Raw genomic sequence first — 18,113 nt, forward strand, 5'->3', positions numbered from 1 at the left:
GGGGCTTCCTGTGGACCACGCGTACAACGGGATGGCAGCTGCAGAGCTTGACGGGGTGACCTGGCAGAAGAGCAGACACAGCAACTCGCAAGGTTCCTGTGTGGAGTTCGCGAAACTGCCGGGAGGCGACGTTGCCATGCGCAACTCGCGGTTTCCGGACGGACCGGCGCTCGTGTACACGCCGGCCGAGATAGAAGCGCTGCTGCTGGGTGTCAAGGACGGCGAGTTCGACCACCTGATCAGCTGAACACGCGGATCTGTGCAGATGATCAAGCCATGCACGTGCACTGGCCGGGACTGATCGCAATGATCAGACCCGGCCGGTTGTCGTGAATGTGGTGGTTCGCGGGCCCGCCCGGCCCGGTCAGTCCTGGAGCGTGAACAGCGCCCAGACCACCTTGCCGGTCAGCCGCCCCGCGAGCGGGTGCCAGCCCCAGCTGTCGCTGTAGGAGTCGACGAGGAAGAGTCCGCGCCCCGACTCCAGGTCGCTGTTGCACTCCGTCGCTTCCGGCGCGAAACACCCGCCGGGCCGGCCCTCGCTGGGGTCCCGCACCGCGCACACCAGCCGTGTGCTCCACCGCATCAGGTGCAGGCGTACCGGGGGCTCGTTCTCGCCCGCGGCCGGCCCGGAGTCGTCCGGGAGGGCGTGGCGCAGCGCGTTGGTGACGAGTTCGGAGACGACCAGTGCCACGTCGTCGAACCGGTCGTCGAGACCCCAATGGGAGAGGGTGGAACGCGTGAAGGTGCGTGCACCGCGCACCGCGTCGAAGCGGGCGGGGAGGGCGCAGGACGCGGACCCGGAGACAGCCGTGGGGTCGACCGGGGGAAGCCCCTGCCGTAACGGCTCGAGCATGGTCGATCCATTCGTCCCCATGCGAGGCACTCCCGGGATTCGAAAGAACTGCGGGGCACGCAGGTGCGCGGGACCATGCTTCCGAATGCGAGAGCCGGATGCAAGGGCAGATGCACGTGCACGCGCCGGACCTGTCCGCTCCCGTGACGGTTCTTGCTCATTTCTTCCTACGCATCCTTACGGACTTCTTTTACGGCGAGGCCGATTCCGTTACAGAACGAGTACGGAGAGATGCGTTTTGGTGGCAGACTGCGGGCCTTGAGGGGCACGGGGGCCCCTGCGACGCAGCCATCCAGACGTATCCGTACGCATCCATCCACCGCATAGGGGAGGGGCAGGACTAGTGACCGCAGAAGCCAGTGGTTCTGTGGTGCGCCGCATACTCCTGGGCTCGCAGCTCAGGCGACTCCGAGAATCCCGCGGCATCACCCGTGAGGCGGCCGGTTACTCGATCCGCGCATCCGAATCGAAGATCAGTCGCTTGGAGTTGGGAAGGGTGAGCTTCAAGGCCAGAGACGTCGAGGACCTCCTGACGCTCTACGGAGTCACGGACGGCTCGGAGCGCGAATCCCTCCTGGGGCTGGTCCGCGAGGCCAACGTGGCCGGCTGGTGGCACAGCTACGGCGATGTCCTGCCGGGCTGGTTCCAGACGTACGTCGGCCTGGAGGGCGCCGCCTCCCTCATCCGTATCTACGAAGTCCAGTTCGTGCACGGCCTGTTGCAGACCGAGGCCTACGCCCAGGCCGTGGTCGGCCGCGGCATGCCCGGCGCCAGCCGTGCCGAGATCGACCGCCGCGTCGCGCTGCGCCTGGAGCGCCAGAAGGTGCTGGTCTCCGAGAACGCCCCCGTCTTCCACGCCGTCCTCGACGAGGCCGCGCTGCGCCGCCCTTACGGCGACCGGGACGTGATGCGCGGTCAGCTGGAGCACCTCATCGAGATCTCGCAGCGGCCGAACGTGCACCTTCAGGTCATGCCCTTCTCCTTCGGCGGCCACTCCGGCGAGAGCGGCGCCTTCACCCTGCTGCGCTTCCCCGAGTCCGATCTCCAGGACGTCGTCTATCTGGAACAGCTCACCAGCGCCCTCTACCTCGACAAAGACGAGGAAGTGAAGCAGTACGAGCGGGCGATGCTGCGCCTCCAGGGCGACTGCCCGGACCCCGGGCAGACCCGTGATCTCCTCCGTGGTCTGCTCCAACTGTCTTGATTCGCACGTACTATGACGCCTGATCAGAGCATGACGACGGCCCATGGGTCTTCCGGTGCAGCGCAAGGACGCGCATTCGACGTAAGGGATGGCATGTCCATATTCGAGGACCTGGCTCACCAGTACATCGACGGCGAATGGCTGGCCGGTACCGGCTCGTGGGACATCATCGACGTCAACCCCTACAACGGGGAGAAGCTCGCGGCCATCACCGTGGCCACCGTCGAGCAGGTCGACCAGGCCTACCGGGCGGCCGAGCGGGCCCAGAAGGACTGGGCCGCCACCAGCCCCTACACCAGGCGAGCCGTCCTGGAACGCGCCCTGCGGATCACCGAGGAGCGCGAGCCGGAGATCGTCGAGGCGATGATCGACGAGCTCGGCGGGACCCGTCCCAAGGCCCAGTACGAGGTCCACCTCGCCAAGGAGTTCATCCGCGAGGCCATGCAGCTGGCCGTCCGCCCCGAGGGCCGCATCCTGCCCTCGCCGGTCGAGGGCAAGGAGAACCGGGTCCAGCGCCTGCCCGTCGGGGTCGTCGCCGTGATCAGCCCCTTCAACTTCCCCTTCCTGGTCACCCTGAAGTCGGTCGCCCCGGCCCTGGCGCTGGGCAACGCCGTCGTCATCAAGCCGAACCAGAACGCGCCCGTCGTCGGCGGCGGGGTCATCGCCAAGATCTTCGAGGACGCCGGCCTCCCGGCCGGTCTGCTCAACGTCCTGGTCACCGACATCGCCGAGATAGGCGACGCACTCCTGACCCACCCCGTACCCAAGGTCATCTCCTTCGCCGGATCCGACCGGGTCGGCCGGCACGTCGGCGCGGTCGCCGCCCGCCACTTCAAGCGGACCGTCCTGGAACTGAGCGGCAACAGCGCCCTGGTCGTCCTCGACGACGCCGACCTCGACTACGCGGTGGACGCGGCCGTCTTCAGCCGCTTCGTCTACCAGGGGCAGGTCTGCATGGCCGCCAACCGGATCCTGGTCGACGCCTGCGTCGCCGAGGAATTCACCGAGAAGTTCACCGCCCGGGTGCGCGCCCTGAACACCGGCGACCCGCACGACGCCGACACCCACATCGGCCCCCTGATCAACTCCTTCCAGGCCGAGGCCCTCACCGCGCTCGTCGACCGCGCCGTCGAGTCCGGCGCGCAAGCGCTCGTGCGGGGCACCACGCGCGGCAACCTGGTCGAGCCGACCGTGCTCGCCGGGCTCCCCGAGGGCTCCCCGCTGCTCGGCCAGGAGATCTTCGGCCCCGTGGCCCTCCTCGTCGTCTTCGACGGCGAGGACGAGGCGGTCCGCCTCACCAACGAGACCCCCTACGGACTCAGCGGCGCCGTCCACACGCGGGACGTGGAGCGCGGGGTGCGCTTCGCGAAGCGCATCGAGACCGGGATGATCCACGTCAACGACTCCACCATCGGAGACGAGCCGCTCGCGGCGTTCGGCGGGGAGAAGGCCTCCGGCATGGGCCGGCTGAACGGCGAGGCCACCATCGAGGCCTTCACCACCCAGAAATGGATCTCGGTCCAGCACGGCCGGACCCGGTTCCCGTTCTAGAGGTGCGGGAGACCTAGACTCGGGCGGGTCAGGCGAGGACGCGTCCGGGGGAGAGCCGAGTTGAGCAACATACCGGAGACCGGGCGCACGCCCCGGGTCCAGAACCGGCTCATCATGATCCAGATCGTGGTGTTCTCGCTGCTGCTGACCCTCGGCGGCCGTCTCTGGTACCTCCAGATACGCAACGGCCAGGAGTACACGGACGAGGCGAAGAACAACAACACCCAGCAGGTGGTCCAGCCCGCCGTGCGCGGCTCGATCCTCGATTCCCGCGGGGTCCCGCTCGCCGACAACGAGACCCGCATGGTGGTCTCCGCCAGCCGCACCGAGCTCTCCAAGATGAAGGACCGCGGCAAGGGCGTGCTGACGCACCTCGCCGGGGTGCTGGGCCTCGATCCCGAGGACGTGGTCGACGGTGTCCGGCTGTGCGACGCCAAGACCCCCAAGCCCTGCTGGAACGGTTCTCCGTACCAGCCGATCCCCATCACCGACGAGGCGACCACCGACCAGGTCCTGGAGATACGGGAGCACGCGGAGCAGTTCCCCGGCATCACCGCCGAGCCCACCCCCCTGCGCCGCTATGCGGGCCCCGACGGCGCCAACACCTCCCAGGTGCTCGGCTACCTCTCCCCGGTGACCGATGCGGAGATCATCAAGGCGAAGGGCTCCGACTCCCCGTACCTGCGCTCCGACCAGGTGGGCCGCAGCGGCCTGGAGCGCACCTACGACAAGGAACTGCGCGGCAAGGCGGGCATCACCCGCTACGAGGTGGACAACCTCGGCCGGATCATCGGCGAGGGCGTGAGCGACAAGCCGCAGTCGGGCGCGAACATCGTGACCTCGATCGACTCGCGCGTGCAGGCGGTGGCCGAGCGCGAGCTGAACAACGCGATGATCGAAGCCCGCAAGGGCTACGACAAGAACACCCGCCGTAACTACGAGGCCGACTCGGGCGCCGTCGTGGTCATGGAGTCCAAGACCGGCCGGGTCGTCGCAATGGCCTCCAACCCGACCTACGACCCCAACGCCTGGGTCGGCGGCATCTCCGCGAAGGACTACGCCTCCCTCACCGACAAGGGATCGAACTACCCGCTGCTCAACCGCGCCATCCAGGGCCAGGCCGCCCCCGGCTCGATCTTCAAGGTGGTCTCGTCGACGGCCGCGGTCAACGCCGGCTACCCCTTCAACAGGCTCTACGGCTGCCCGAGCTCGTACTCGGTCGGCAGCCAGGTCTTCACGAACTTCGAGTCCCACGGCTACGGCGACATCACCATCGGCAGGGCCCTGGAAGTCTCCTGCGACACCGTCTACTACGCCATCGCCGACAAGGAGTGGAAGAAGGACGGCGGCATCAAGCCCAAGGCCCAGCCCGGCGACTGGTTCTTCAAGACGGCCCACGACTTCGGCCTCGGCAAGCGCACCGGCATCGACCTGCCCAGCGAGGTCCCCGGCCGGGTCCCCGACCGCCAGTGGAAGAAGGACTTCTTCGAGGCGAACAAGGCCGCCTGGTGCCGCGACGGCAAGAAGAACGGCTCCTACGCCGAGAAGATCGCCTACGAGAACTGCCGCCAGGGCAACCAGCTCCGCGAGGGCGACGCGATCAACTACTCCATCGGCCAGGGCGACACCCTCGTCACCCCCATCCAGATGGCCTCCGTCTACGCGGCCATCGCCAACGGCGGCACCCTGCACCAGCCCAGCATCGGCAAGGCCGTGGTGAGCGCCGACGGCGCCTCGGTGCGGGAAATCGCCCCGGAGGAGACGGGCAAACTCCCCATGAACGCCAAGCTCCGCAATGACATCGACGGGGCCCTGGCCGACGTGGCCACCACCGGCAGCGCGGCCTGGCGCTTCGTCGGCTGGCCGCAGAAGCGGATCCCGATGCACGCGAAGACCGGTACGGCCGAGGTCCAGGGCAAGCAGACCACCTCGTGGTTCGCCTCCTACACCGCGGACTACTCGATCGTGATGACGATCTCCCAGGGCGGCACCGGCTCCGGAGCCTCGGGACCGGCCGTCCGCAAGATCTACGAGGCGATGTACGGCCTGGACGCGAAGGGCGGCCAGGACCTGTCCAAGGCCCTGCTCCCCAAGCCCCGGACCGAACTCCCGCCGGCCCGGCAGGAAAATCAGTGATTGAGGACAGGAACTGACCGCAAGGCTTCATAGTGTGGTTCTTGCCAGCAGGAAGCCACACCACGAAGGCGGTAGGTCAGCATGGTCACTCACGTCCCGGCGGAGTCGTACGGCGACGAGCGCGGCGCGCTCCTGAACTTCGTAGAGGCCCAGCGCGGGGCCCTGCGCCGCTCGGTCCTCGGCCTGAGCGCCGAGCAGGCCGCGAGCCGGCCCAGCGCCAGCGAGCTTTCCCTGGGCGGACTGCTCAAGCACGTCGCCGAGTGCGAGCTGAGCTGGCTGCGCATGGCGCAGCGGCAGGTCAACGAAAAGGGGCGCCCCCAGGAGACCTGGGGCGACAGCTTCAAGCTCGTCGACGGCGAGTCGGTGGAGGAGGTCCTGACCTTCTGGGAGGGGGTCTCCGCGGAGCTGGCGCAGTTCATCGCGTCCGTCCCGAGCCTGGACGACACCTTCCCGCTGCCCGAGGCGCCCTGGTTCCCCAAGGACGGCAAGGTCTCGATGCGCTGGCTGCTCCTGCACCTGGTCGAGGAGGACGCCCGGCACGCCGGCCACGCGGACGTCATCCGCGAGTCCCTCGACGGCAAGACGGCCTTCGAGCTGGTGGCCCTGGCCTCCGGCCGGAGCTGGCCGGCCAGCTGAGCGCGCGGGCTCGATAGCCTGGGCCCATGTCAGCGATCCGCCTCCTCGTCCTCGGCGCCGTCCGCCAGCACGGGCGGGCCCACGGCTACCAGGTCCGGGCCGATCTGGAGTTCTGGGGCGCCCACGAGTGGTCGAACACCAAACCCGGGTCGATCTACCACGCGCTCAAGCAGATGGCGAAGCAGGGCGTACTGCTGGCCCACGAGGTGGCCCCGTCCGCGGCGGGCGGGCCGCCTCGGACCGAGTACGAGCTGACGGAGGCGGGCCGCGCGGAGTACTTCAAGCTGCTCCGCGAGGCGCTGTCCTCCGCCGACCAGAAGGCCGACGTCCTCGCCTCGGCCCTCGGCTTCATGGTGGACCTGCCCCGCGCGCAGGCCCTGTCCCTGCTCCGTGAACGCCTCGGCAGGCTGGCCGCCTGGCGCTCCGCCGTCACGGACCACTACGTCCCCGAGGACGGGCCCGAGCAGCTGGGCCACATCGGCGAGATCATGCACCGCTGGATCCACTCGGCGGATGCCGAGGCGGACTGGACCCGGGGCCTGATCGCCCGGGTCGAGGGCGGCGCGTACTCATTCGCCGACGACCCGGGCGACGCCTTCGAGGGGGTCCTCGCCCCGTCCTCCTGACCTCCCCGGGCCCGGACCCGCCCCGGAGCTTGCACCTCACGCGGCGTGAGGGGCCAGGGTGGGGTGCGTACCCGAGAAGAGGAGCGGAAAGCGATGGGCTACTCCGTGGGCCAGGTCGCCGGATTCGCCGGAGTCACGGTGCGCACGCTGCACCACTACGACGAGATCGGGCTGCTCTCCCCGAGCGGCCGCAGCCAGGCGGGACACCGGCGGTACGACGACGCCGACCTCGACCGGCTGCAGCGGGTCCTGTTCTACCGGGAGCTCGGCTTTCCGCTCGAAGAGGTCGCGGTTTTGCTGGACGACCCGGAATCGGATCCGGGAGAGCACCTGCGCCGGCAGCACGCGATCCTGTCCGGCCGGATCGCCCGGCTCCAGCAGATGGCCGCGGCCGTCGAGCACGCCATGGAGGCGAAGAAGATGGGCATCAACCTCACTCCCGAGGAGAAGTTCGAGGTCTTCGGGGGCTTCGACCCCGACGAGCACGCCGCGGAGGCGGAGCAGCGCTGGGGCGACACGTACCGGGAGTCCGCCCGCCGGACCGCCTCGTACACCAAGGAGGACTGGCTGCGGATCCAGGCCCTCGCCGAGGACATCAACGGCCGGTTCGCCGCCCTGCTGGACGCCGGTACGGCCGCCGACTCCGAGGAGGCCATGTCCCTGGCCGAGGAGCACCGGGGCTGGATCAACGGCAGCTACTACTTCTGCACGTACGAGATCCACACCGGCCTCGGCGAGATGTACGTCGCGGACGAGCGGTTCACGGCCTATTACGAGGCCGTCCGGCCGGGGTTGGCGGTGTTCGTGCGGGACGCGATCCTGGCCAACGCCGTACGCAACGTATAGCCGCAGGTCTGGAACCGGGCGGGGGCGGTGTGCGTTCATACTGGGACGGACACCCCCCCGATCCAGGAGAGCCCGGAACCCGTGAATACGCTTGCGCTCGGCCCCGAGTGGATCTCCCCGGAGTATCTGATCGGGCAATTCGGCCTGATCGGCATCCTGGTCATCGTCTTCGCCGAATCGGGCCTCTTCGCCTTCCTGCCCGGCGACTCCCTGCTCTTCACGGCCGGCCTGTTCGTCGCGAGCGGCACCATCAAGCAGCCGCTGTGGCTGGTCTGCGCCCTGATCGTGGCCGCCGCGATCGTCGGTGACCAGGTCGGATACATGATCGGCAAGGTCTTCGGGCCGAAGATCTTCAACAAGCCCAACTCCAAGCTCTTCAAGCGCGAGAACCTGGACGCGGCGCACGAGTTCATGGAGAAGCACGGCCCCAAGGCGATCGTGCTCGCCCGGTTCGTGCCGATCATCCGCACCTTCGCGCCGATGGTCGCGGGCGCCACCGCGATGAAGTACCGCACCTTCCTGGCGTTCAACATCATCGGCGGAGTCCTGTGGGGCGCCGGTGTCACGGTCCTGGGCTACCAGCTCGGCCAGTTCGAGGTCATCAAGAACAACGTCGAGCCGATCTTCATCGGCATCGTCCTGATCTCCGTGATTCCGGTGGTCTTCGAGGTGCTGAAGTCCCGCAAGGAGAAGAAGGCGGCGGCGCAGTCCGGCGGGGAGTCCGGCGAGGGCCCGCAGTCCCCGGGCCAGCAGCGCAGCGGCCGCCACGCGAAGCGGTAGCGGCTGCGACGAGCTCCGCGAGCATTCCCACGAAGCCCCGCGCGACCGGATCCGGTCCGCGGGGTTTCGCACACCCGGGTGCTAGAAACCGCGGGTGCGCTTCGCCGCGCGGCGTTTGGCCGCGCTGGTCGCGCCCGGGATGCGCATGAACAGGCGGGACATCTCCGAGCCGAGGTTGACCCCGATCGCGATGGCCAGCGCGACGGCCACGGCGTTCGTCAGCGAGCCCAGCCCCTCGTTCAGCCGGTTCTCGGCGATCAGCAGCAGCCCGTAGTACGTCGCCGAGCCGGGCAGCAGCGGGCCGATGGCCGCCGTGACGAAGGGCAGCGCCGAGGAGAGGCGGTGGCGGGAGAGGAGCTGCCCGAAGAGGCCGACCAGCCCGGCCGCGATCGCGGTGGACGGCACCGGCGGGATGCCTCCGGCGTAGTGCAGGGCCCCGTAGACCACCCAGGCGATCCCGCCGTTCAGCGTCACGAACAGCACGGTGGAACGTTCCTGCTGGAGCAGGATCGCGAACGTGAACACCAGCACCATCGAGGCGGCGATCTGCAGGAGCGGCCGCTGGGTGATCTGGAGGATGTCCTCCGGCTGCGGGTTGGAGCCGAGCTGGAGGCCGATGTAGAGCACCACCAGCACGCCCATGATGATGGCGATGAAGAAGTACATGACCTCCAGCAGCCGGGCGGACGCGGTGATGTAGTAGCCGGTCAGCCCGTCCTGCACCGCCGCCACCAGGGCCCGCCCGGGCAGCAGCGCGAACAGCCCGCCGGTGATCACGGCCGAGGAGCGCACGTCGAGGTCGGTCATCTTCAGGGCCACGCCCATCGCGGCCGGCGGCATCGCCGCGACCACGAACTGGTAGAACTCCGGCAGCCCGCGCCCGGCGCAGAACCAGGCCAGCCGGTCGCCGAGCACCGCCCCGAGTGCGGCTGCGAAGAACACCAGCACGCCACCGCCGACCAGTGTGGAGGCCGCCCCGGCGAGCAGTCCGGCGGCGGCGGTGAGCATCCAGCCGGGGTACGGGTGCCGGTTTCGGCGGATCTCGGCGAGGCGGCGGTAGGCGTCCTCCAGCGAGATGTCGACGTCGTGCGTGCTGATGTCGTTGACGAGCCGGAAGACGGCCGAGAGCCGGTTGTAGTCGGTGCCCCGGCGGCGGACGGTGCGGTTCGCCGAGACCGGATGGTCCACCAGGGAGGGCTGGTAGGTGATGGACAGCAGGGTGAAGGTGACGGTCGGCTCACAGCGGTCCAGGCCGTAGCTGCGGGCCACCGCGAACATCGCGGCCTCCACGTCCTCGGCCCCCTCGCCGCCCGCCAGCAGCAGTTCGCCGATGCGCAGCGTCAGGTCGAGCACGCGGCCCACGGCCGGCCCGGTCTCCACGGCCACCCGCTGCGCGGGCTCTGGCATCGGCCGGACGTCGACCGGCATGCGCAGCATCGTGCGCATGCGGTCCTGCCAGGGGGAGTCCTTCAAGCGGGTGCCGGGGAACCCCGGCGGGCCGGTGTACGCCGACGGGGACTGCGAGGCGCTGTAGGCGTGCGGGGTGGCGAACGCGGACCCCTCGGACTCCACGGCCACCGAGGCGAGTCCGTCGGGGACGGAGAACTCCGAGGTCGGGTGGTCCTCCTCGGCCGCCTCCGGCTCCACCCCGACGCCGGACGGCACGGCGAACGCGCTGCGTGCCTCGTCCGACTTCGGCTTCCGGTCCTCTGTCCCGGATCCTTCGCCCTCCGCCACCCGTCCTCCAGTCCCTGGCCTGCCCGTATCAGTATGCGGAACGCTTCACTCATCTTCAGCCCCGCCGGCGTCCGGGGCGCGGGGGCGTGCGGCCTCGGCCCGGCGTCCCGGCCGGGCCGCGGGATCCGGGAGGCCTCCGGACACGACAACGGGCGGCACCCCTCGAGAGGGATACCGCCCGCGATGTCACAGGGCCGACGGGGAGTCCGCCCCGCCCGCCTCACCGAGCGGAGCTCAGTGCTGGCCGCCCTGCGCCTCGAGGCGCTTGTACGAGGCCTCGATCTCGGCCTCGGCCTCGGTGCGGCCGACCCAGTTCGCGCCCTCGACCGACTTGCCCGGCTCCAGGTCCTTGTAGACCTCGAAGAAGTGCTGGATCTCCAGGCGGTCGAACTCGGACACGTGGTGGATGTCGCGCAGGTGCTCCACACGCGGGTCGGAGGCCGGCACGCAGAGCAGCTTGGCGTCGCCGCCCGCCTCGTCCGTCATGTTGAACATGCCGATCGCGCGGCACTTGATCAGGCAGCCCGGGAAGGTCGGCTCGTCGAGGATGACCAGCGCGTCCAGCGGGTCGCCGTCCTCACCCAGGGTGTTCTCGACGAAGCCGTAGTCGGCCGGGTAGCTGGTCGAGGTGAAGAGGCGACGGTCCAGGCGGATCCGGCCGGTCTCGTGGTCCACCTCGTACTTGTTCCGCGAACCCTTGGGGATCTCGATGGTGACGTCGAACTCCACGTCCTGCTCCTCCATGATCAGCTTCAGCAGCTTGACTGCTTCGAGACTGCGTTGATTCAAATGCGTGCGCGTCCGACCCAGCCCTGCCGGGTGGGGTGCCGTGCTCACGGCAAGACGCAATGGTTAAGTGTCCCTCACGCATATGTGTGATCGCGAAAGGGGCTGGTCCGAGGTGCCATTGGTCAAGACCTGGCAGCTCATCGCGGTGTCGGCCGTCGCCGGCCTCGCCCTGTCGGCCACGACGGTTGCCGCCGCCGGTCCCTGGGACTCCGGCCAGCGTAAGGCCGAGCGGGACAAGGCCGCCTCCTGGGGCCGTACGGGTGGCGCAGATCACGGTGGAGACGCCGCCGGGGCCCTCCCGCAGGCCGCCCCCAGCGCCCCCGGAGTGCTCCTCGCAGTACGTCCGGCCGGTTCCGGCGACCAGGCCGCGGCCGCGGACTCCGGATCACTCGCCGCCGCCCTGGGGCCGCTGCTCGCCGACCCCGCGCTCGGAACCGTCCGCGGCGCCTCCGTGATCGACACCGCCACCGGGCGGGTCCTCTACGAGTCCGGGGCCCGGGAACAGATGACCCCCGCCTCCACCGTCAAGATCGCCACCGCGGCCGCCGCCCTCGCCGCCCTCGGCCCCGACCACCGCATCCGCACCACCGTGACCCCCGGCGCCGGACCCGGACAGATCATCCTCGTCGGCGGCGGCGATCCCTCGCTCACCGCCAGGAAGAAGGCACCCGCCGGCTCCGGCGGCAGCCTCGTCGCCCTGGCCGCCGACACCGCCCAGGCCCTCAAGGCCGCCGGCACCGACTCCGTGGCCCTCGGCTACGACGACTCGCTCTTCACCGGCCCCGCCCGTCACCCCATCGGCGTCAACGACAACATCGCCCTGGTCACCGCCCTGACAGCCGACGAAGGCCGCCCCGACGCATCCTTCTACGGACCGGTCACGCGCAGCGAGAACCCCTCCCGGGACACCGCCCGTGCCTTCGCCGCCCTGCTCGAGGAACGCGGGGTCGAGGTCACCGCCGACCCCGCCAAGGCCAAGGCCGCCACCGGCGCCGTCCCGCTCGCCGCCACCCTCTCGCCCCCGCTCGCCGGACTCGTCGAGCGGATGCTGACCTACAGCGACAACGACATCGCCGAAGCCCTGGCCCGCCAGACCGCCCTCGCCTCCGCAGCCCCCGCGAGCTTCGACGGCGTCGCCCAGGCCGTCGGAGCCAGACTCGCCACCCTCGGAGTCGACCCCACCGGCTCCCGCTTCGCCGACGGCAGCGGCCTGGGCCGCGCCGACAAGGTCAGCGCCGGCCTGCTCACCGCCCTCCTCGCCAAGGCCGCCGACCCGCAGCGGCCCGAACTGCGGCCCGTACTCACCGGACTGCCCGTCGCCGGATTCACCGGCACCCTGCGCACCCGCAACTCCGGCGGCTCCCCGGCGGCCGGCCTGCTGCGCGCCAAGACGGGCACCCTGAACGGCGTGAACACCCTCGCCGGCACCGTCGTCGACCCCACCGGCCGACTGCTCGCCTTCGCGTTCCTCACCGCGAACACCCCGGACGCGGGCGCCGCCGAGAAGGGCCTCGACAAGCTCGCCGCGACGGTGGCCACCGCGTCGTAGGGATCCCGCCCGCGCGCAGGTCCACGTACGGTTGACGCATGACGAGCTTCGGTGGTGCGGAGATGGTCGACTGGAACCTCGCGGTGGCGACCGCGACCAGGCTCGTGCGGCCCGGCCCGGAGGTCGGCCGGGACGAGGCGCGGGCCGTCGTCGCGGAGCTGCGCAGGCATGCCAAGACCTCGGAACGGCACGTACGCGAGTTCACGCGGATGATGCCGCAGGGCCTGACCCCGCCCGACACACCCGTCCTCGTCGTGGACCGGGCCGGCTGGGTCAAGGCCAACGTCGAGGGCTTCCGCGAACTCCTCACCCCGCTCCTCGGCAAGATGCAGGACCGCCGCGCCGGCACCCCCGGCGGCGCCGTCCTCGGCGCCGTGGGCGGCAAGATCACCGGCGTCGAGCTGGGCATGCTCCTCAGCTTCCTGGCCTCCCGCGTCCTCGGCCAGTACGAGACCTTCGCGCCCTCCACCCTCGGCCTGCCGGGCTCCGCGGGCGGCGGCCGACTGCTGCTCGTCGCGCCGAACATCGTCCACGTCGAACGCGAGCTGGAGGTGGACCCGCACGACTTCCGGCTCTGGGTCTGCCTGCACGAGGAGACGCACCGTACCCAGTTCACGGCCGTCCCGTGGCTCCGCGAACATCTGGAGGGCGAAATCCAGACGTTCCTGGGCGCCACCGAAATGGACCCGATGACCGTCCTGGAACGACTCCGAGAGGCCGTCCAGTCCTTCGCCGGCGCCCGCCCCGACGCCGAGAGCGGAGACGAGGGCCGCTCCCTCGTCGAACTCGTCCAGACCCCCGAACAGCGCGAGGTACTGGCCCGGCTCACCGCCGTCATGTCCCTGCTGGAGGGCCACGCCGACTTCGTCATGGACGGCGTCGGCCCCGAGGTCGTCCCCTCGGTCGCCGAGATCCGCGAGAAGTTCCAGCAGCGCAGGGCCAGCGGCGCCGGCCGGCTCGACGCCGCCCTGCGCAAACTCCTCGGCCTCGACGCGAAACTGCGCCAGTACCGCGACGGGGAGCGCTTCGTGCGCGCCGTCGTCGGCCAGGTCGGCATGGACGGCTTCAACCGGATCTGGACCTCCCCGAACACACTGCCGACCAAGGCCGAGATCGCCAAGCCCGCGGACTGGGTGGCCCGGGTCCACCGCAAGGGGAGCGAGCAGAGCGAGGCCAGCGAAGAGGTGTGACCCGAGAGGCGTGAAGATGCCCCTCTGGGGGAGGCAGCGTCACCCGTCCGAGGGACCGTGGGGCGTGGAAGGGCGTGCAATGCTCGGGGAACCGCTCGGTTCTGTCACCATCGTCGCACTCTGAGTGACAGCCCCCGTCCGCGGGGGAGCCGGGCAACAACCCAGCACACCACCCCCCAAGCCTCCCAAGCGCCGAGGCATCCGAACTCCACCGAAGGGCACCGGACATGGGTCCCCATCCTGCGGTCGCGGCGATACGCCTGGCGGTCCGCCGCGTACTCCACGACGTCCTCACCGACCTCACCGACCGTCCCGCTCCCACCCCCGCACCCCGGGTCGGCCGCCCCGGCCGCAGTATCGGAACCCCCGCCGGTGCCGCGCCCCACGACCCGCTCCCCGACACCGCCCCGCTGGTCCTCGTCGCCTGCTCCGGCGGCGCCGACTCCATGGCGCTCGCCTCCGCCCTCGCCTTCGAGGCCCCCAAACTCGGAATCCGGGCCGGCGGCATCACCGTCGACCACGGCCTCCAGGCCGGCTCCGACCTGCGCGCCGCCGAGGTCGTCTCCCGCATGACCGCGCTGTGCCTCGGACCCGTCGAATCCGTCGCCGTGCGCGTCGGCCGCGGCGGGGGCCCCGAAGCCGCCGCCCGCGACGCCCGCTACGCGGCCCTGGACGAGGCCGCCGACCGGCTGGGCGCCGTAGCCGTGCTCCTCGGACACACCCGCGACGACCAAGCCGAAACCGTCCTGCTGGGCCTCGCCCGCGGTTCCGGCACCCGGTCGCTCTCCGGCATGGCGGAAGTCTCCGGCGGCCCTGGTGACCCCGGCGCCCGCGGTCGCGGCCACCGCTACCGCCGCCCCTTCCTCCAGGTCGACCGGCAGACCGCCCGCAAGGCCTGCATGGTCCAGTCCCTCGCCGTCTGGGACGACCCGCACAACATCGACCCCGCCTACACCCGCTCCAGGCTGCGCCACGAAGGACTGCCCGCCCTGGAGAAGGCGCTCGGCAAGGGAGTCGTGGAGGCGCTCGCCCGCACCGCCCAGCTCTCCCGCGACGACGCCGACGCCCTGGACTCCTGGGCCGCCGAGGCCGAGAGCGGCGTACGCGACGAGGACGGCCGCCTGGAGTGCGCCAAGCTGTACGCGCTGCCCCCCGCCGTCCGCCGCCGCGTACTGCGCCGGGCGGTCGTCGCCGCAGGCTCCCCCGCAGGCTCCCTCTTCGCCCGCCACATCGAGGAAGTCGACCGGCTCATCACCGGATGGCGCGGTCAGGGAGCCATCAACCTGCCCGGCCGGGTCGAGGCCCAGCGGCAGGGTGGCAGACTGGTCATCCGGCAGGGCTGATTGGTGCTGAAACACGGCTGAGACCTCCGGGGTCACCCCCGGAGCCCCAGCCGACAACGAAAGTGATGCGGGTGGACGAGAAGGACATGGGCAGCGACCTCCAGTCGGTGCTCATCACCAAAGAAGAGATCGACGCGAAGCTGGCCGAGCTGGCCGCGAAGATCGACGCGGAGTACGCGGGCAAGGACCTGCTCATCGTCGGCGTCCTCAAGGGTGCCGTGATGGTGATGGCGGACCTGGCACGCGCCTTGTCCACCCCGCTCACCATGGACTGGATGGCGGTGTCCTCGTACGGCGCCGGGACCCAGTCCTCGGGCGTGGTCCGGATCCTCAAGGACCTCGACACCGACATCAAGGACAAGCACGTCCTCATCGTCGAGGACATCATCGACTCGGGCCTGACCCTGTCGTGGCTGCTGTCGAACCTCGGCTCCCGCCAGCCGGCCTCCCTGGAGGTCGTCACGCTGCTGCGCAAGCCCGACGCCGCCAAGGTCGCGATCGACGTGAAGTGGGTCGGCTTCGACATCCCGAACGAGTTCGTCGTCGGCTACGGCCTCGACTACGCGGAGAAGTACCGCAACCTGCCGTTCGTCGGCACCCTCGCTCCCCACGTCTACGGCGGCTGATCCAGCGTCCGGCAGGGGAACCCTGGAGCGTCTCCCGCCGTTGGAGCATGGAAAGGCGGGTCTGTCAGCCGTCCCATGAGGCCGCGGGTGACAATGCAGGGGTACATTCCGAAGAACAGTCTTTACTCACAGCAGCATTTACCTACGGGCAGGAGGGACGGGGTGCCTAGCGCCCCGTATGGATGGACGTGAAGCGATACTTCCGTGGGCCGGTTATGTGGATCGTGCTGGCCGTCCTCGCCGTGGTCGTGTTGATGAACGTCGTCGGCTCCGGCGGCGGCTACAAGTCGGTGGAGACCAGCGAGGTCATCAAGGCGATCAACAGTGGCCAGGTGGAGAGCGCCAAGCTCACCACCGGCGATAGCCAGATGATCAAGATCGAGCTGAAGAAGGACCAGAAGCTCGGCGACAACGACGGCACCAAGTTCCAGGCCAACTACATCGGAGACCAGGGCGTACAGCTCGCCCAGAACCTCCAGACCAAGTACGAAGCCGGTCAGATCCCGGACGGATACTCCGTCACGCCGGACAAGACCAGCCCGTTCCTGAGCGTGCTGCTCTCGCTGCTGCCGTTCGTCCTCATCGTCGTCGTCTTCCTGTTCCTGATGAATCAGATGCAGGGCGGCGGTTCCCGAGTCATGCAGTTCGGGAAGTCCAAGGCCAAGCTCATCACCAAGGACACGCCGAAGACGACGTTCGCCGATGTCGCGGGCTCGGACGAGGCCGTCGAGGAACTCCACGAGATCAAGGAGTTCCTCCAGGAGCCGGCGAAGTTCCAGGCCGTCGGCGCCAAGATCCCCAAGGGCGTGCTGCTCTACGGCCCGCCCGGCACCGGTAAGACCCTGCTCGCGCGTGCCGTCGCGGGCGAGGCCGGTGTCCCCTTCTACTCGATCTCCGGATCCGACTTCGTCGAGATGTTCGTCGGTGTCGGTGCCTCGCGTGTCCGCGACCTGTTCGAACAGGCCAAGGCCAACGCCCCGGCGATCGTCTTCGTCGACGAGATCGACGCCGTAGGCCGGCACCGCGGTGCGGGCCTGGGCGGCGGTCACGACGAGCGCGAGCAGACCCTCAACCAGCTGCTGGTCGAGATGGACGGCTTCGACGTGAAGGGCGGCGTCATCCTGATCGCCGCCACGAACCGTCCGGACATCCTCGACCCGGCCCTCCTGCGCCCCGGCCGCTTCGACCGCCAGATCGCGGTCGACCGTCCGGACATGCAGGGCCGTCTGGAGATCCTCAAGGTCCACCAGAAGGGCAAGCCGGTCGCCCCGGACGTGGACCTGAGCGCCGTCGCCCGCCGTACGCCCGGCTTCACGGGTGCCGATCTCGCCAACGTGCTGAACGAGGCCGCGCTGCTCACGGCCCGCGCGGACGGGAAGCTGATCGACAACCACGCGCTGGACGAGGCGATCGACCGCGTCGTGGCGGGTCCGCAGAAGCGGACCCGGATCATGTCGGACCGGGAAAAGAAGATCACCGCGTACCACGAGGGCGGACACGCCCTGGTCGCGGCGGCCTCCCCGAACTCCGACCCGGTCCACAAGATCACCATCCTGTCCCGCGGACGGGCCCTGGGTTACACCATGGTCCTGCCCGAGGAGGACAGGTACTCCACCACGCGCAACGAGATGCTCGACCAGCTGGCGTACATGCTGGGCGGGCGCGCGGCCGAGGAACTGGTCTTCCACGACCCGACCACGGGCGCGGCCAACGACATCGAGAAGGCCACGGCAACGGCCCGCGCGATGGTCACGCAGTACGGCATGACCGAGCGCCTCGGCGCGATCAAGTTCGGCGGCGACAACACCGAGCCGTTCCTGGGCCGCGAGATGTCGCACCCGAGGGACTACTCGGAGGAGGTTGCGGCGCTGGTCGACGAAGAGGTCAAGAAGCTCATCGAGACCGCGCACAACGAGGCCTGGGAAATCCTGGTCGAGAACCGTGACGTCCTCGACAACCTGGTCCTCGCCCTCCTGGAGAAGGAGACGCTCAACAAGGAGCAGATCGCCGAGGTCTTCTCGACGATCGTGAAGCGCCCGGCTCGCCCGGCGTGGACCGGCTCCTCGCACCGCACGCCGTCCACCCGTCCGCCGGTGCTCTCTCCCAAGGAGCTCCAGCTGACGAACGCGGCGAACGGTACCTCCGCGGCCCCGGCCGTATCCGTGGACAAGGCCCCGGAGCCCTCCCCGGAGGAGCGTCCGGAGGCCTAGTACCTCCCGGAATGGAAGCCGCGCCCCCCAGGTTCTA

The 18,113-nt window shown here is 69.8% G+C and carries 15 protein-coding genes and 1 pseudogene; 13 read left to right on the forward strand and 3 right to left on the reverse strand.

The features are described from left to right. The first annotated feature begins 10 nt into the window (after window positions 1-10). The gene (locus OTB20_RS12815; RefSeq protein ID WP_112450436.1) at window positions 11-247 is read left to right on the forward strand and encodes a DUF397 domain-containing protein; all 237 of its coding nucleotides are present in this window, start codon (window positions 11-13) and stop codon (window positions 245-247) included. Between the two features lie 117 nt (window positions 248-364). On the opposite strand, the gene OTB20_RS12820 is transcribed toward OTB20_RS12815, so the two are convergent. Then, a complete protein-coding gene (locus OTB20_RS12820) occupies window positions 365-853 on the reverse strand; it encodes an ATP-binding protein (RefSeq protein ID WP_267817264.1) in 489 nt (162 codons plus the stop codon). A 367-nt stretch (window positions 854-1,220) separates the two neighbouring features. On the opposite strand from OTB20_RS12820, the gene OTB20_RS12825 reads away from it, so the two are divergent. From OTB20_RS12825 to OTB20_RS12855, 7 genes and pseudogenes are all read left to right on the forward strand, one after another. Beyond that, window positions 1,221-2,057, forward strand: coding sequence for a helix-turn-helix domain-containing protein (locus OTB20_RS12825; RefSeq protein ID WP_267817350.1), 837 nt, complete (start codon window positions 1,221-1,223; stop codon window positions 2,055-2,057). 93 nt (window positions 2,058-2,150) lie between these two features. Next, window positions 2,151-3,608: an aldehyde dehydrogenase family protein gene (locus tag OTB20_RS12830; RefSeq protein WP_267817266.1), complete on the forward strand. Its 1,458-nt coding sequence runs from the start codon at window positions 2,151-2,153 to the stop codon at window positions 3,606-3,608. Window positions 3,609-3,668: 60 nt separating this feature from the next. After that, window positions 3,669-5,744, forward strand: coding sequence for a penicillin-binding protein 2 (mrdA, locus tag OTB20_RS12835; protein WP_267817268.1), 2,076 nt, complete (start codon window positions 3,669-3,671; stop codon window positions 5,742-5,744). Window positions 5,745-5,825: 81 nt separating this feature from the next. Further along, window positions 5,826-6,380: a DinB family protein gene (locus OTB20_RS12840; RefSeq protein WP_267817270.1), complete on the forward strand. Its 555-nt coding sequence runs from the start codon at window positions 5,826-5,828 to the stop codon at window positions 6,378-6,380. Window positions 6,381-6,406: 26 nt separating this feature from the next. Beyond that, window positions 6,407-7,006 (forward strand): PadR family transcriptional regulator, encoded by a 600-nt coding sequence (locus OTB20_RS12845; RefSeq protein ID WP_267817271.1) that lies wholly within the window; start codon window positions 6,407-6,409, stop codon window positions 7,004-7,006. A 93-nt stretch (window positions 7,007-7,099) separates the two neighbouring features. Continuing rightward, the gene (locus OTB20_RS12850) at window positions 7,100-7,852 is read left to right on the forward strand and encodes a MerR family transcriptional regulator (protein WP_267817272.1); all 753 of its coding nucleotides are present in this window, start codon (window positions 7,100-7,102) and stop codon (window positions 7,850-7,852) included. Between the two features lie 81 nt (window positions 7,853-7,933). Continuing rightward, window positions 7,934-8,602, forward strand: a pseudogene (locus tag OTB20_RS12855) (DedA family protein); the annotation flags it as partial. Window positions 8,603-8,713: 111 nt separating this feature from the next. Here the strand turns inward: OTB20_RS12855 and OTB20_RS12860 are convergent. After that, a complete protein-coding gene (locus tag OTB20_RS12860; protein ID WP_267817275.1) occupies window positions 8,714-10,369 on the reverse strand; it encodes a threonine/serine ThrE exporter family protein in 1,656 nt (551 codons plus the stop codon). Between the two features lie 234 nt (window positions 10,370-10,603). Further along, complete coding sequence (locus OTB20_RS12865; protein WP_266960167.1) at window positions 10,604-11,098, reverse strand: inorganic diphosphatase; 495 nt, start codon at window positions 11,096-11,098, stop codon at window positions 10,604-10,606. 142 nt (window positions 11,099-11,240) lie between these two features. Between OTB20_RS12865 and dacB the strand changes: the two genes are divergently transcribed. From dacB to ftsH, 5 genes are all read left to right on the forward strand, one after another. Next, window positions 11,241-12,707 carry a D-alanyl-D-alanine carboxypeptidase/D-alanyl-D-alanine endopeptidase gene (dacB, locus tag OTB20_RS12870; protein ID WP_420716379.1) on the forward strand — a complete coding sequence of 489 codons (1,467 nt, stop codon included), beginning with the start codon at window positions 11,241-11,243 and terminating at the stop codon, window positions 12,705-12,707. A 38-nt stretch (window positions 12,708-12,745) separates the two neighbouring features. Continuing rightward, window positions 12,746-13,897: a zinc-dependent metalloprotease gene (locus tag OTB20_RS12875; RefSeq protein ID WP_267817279.1), complete on the forward strand. Its 1,152-nt coding sequence runs from the start codon at window positions 12,746-12,748 to the stop codon at window positions 13,895-13,897. 227 nt (window positions 13,898-14,124) lie between these two features. Further along, on the forward strand, window positions 14,125-15,240 hold the full coding sequence (tilS, locus tag OTB20_RS12880) for a tRNA lysidine(34) synthetase TilS (protein ID WP_267755458.1): 1,116 nt from the start codon (window positions 14,125-14,127) through the stop codon (window positions 15,238-15,240). Between the two features lie 65 nt (window positions 15,241-15,305). Then, window positions 15,306-15,866, forward strand: coding sequence for a hypoxanthine phosphoribosyltransferase (hpt, locus tag OTB20_RS12885; RefSeq protein WP_030158549.1), 561 nt, complete (start codon window positions 15,306-15,308; stop codon window positions 15,864-15,866). Between the two features lie 182 nt (window positions 15,867-16,048). Next, window positions 16,049-18,076 (forward strand): ATP-dependent zinc metalloprotease FtsH, encoded by a 2,028-nt coding sequence (gene ftsH, locus OTB20_RS12890; RefSeq protein WP_267817281.1) that lies wholly within the window; start codon window positions 16,049-16,051, stop codon window positions 18,074-18,076. Window positions 18,077-18,113: the final 37 nt, after the last annotated feature.

Origin of the sequence: Streptomyces sp. H27-H1, from assembly GCF_026627445.1 — a bacterium.
Classification (GTDB): Bacteria; Actinomycetota; Actinomycetes; order Streptomycetales; family Streptomycetaceae; genus Streptomyces.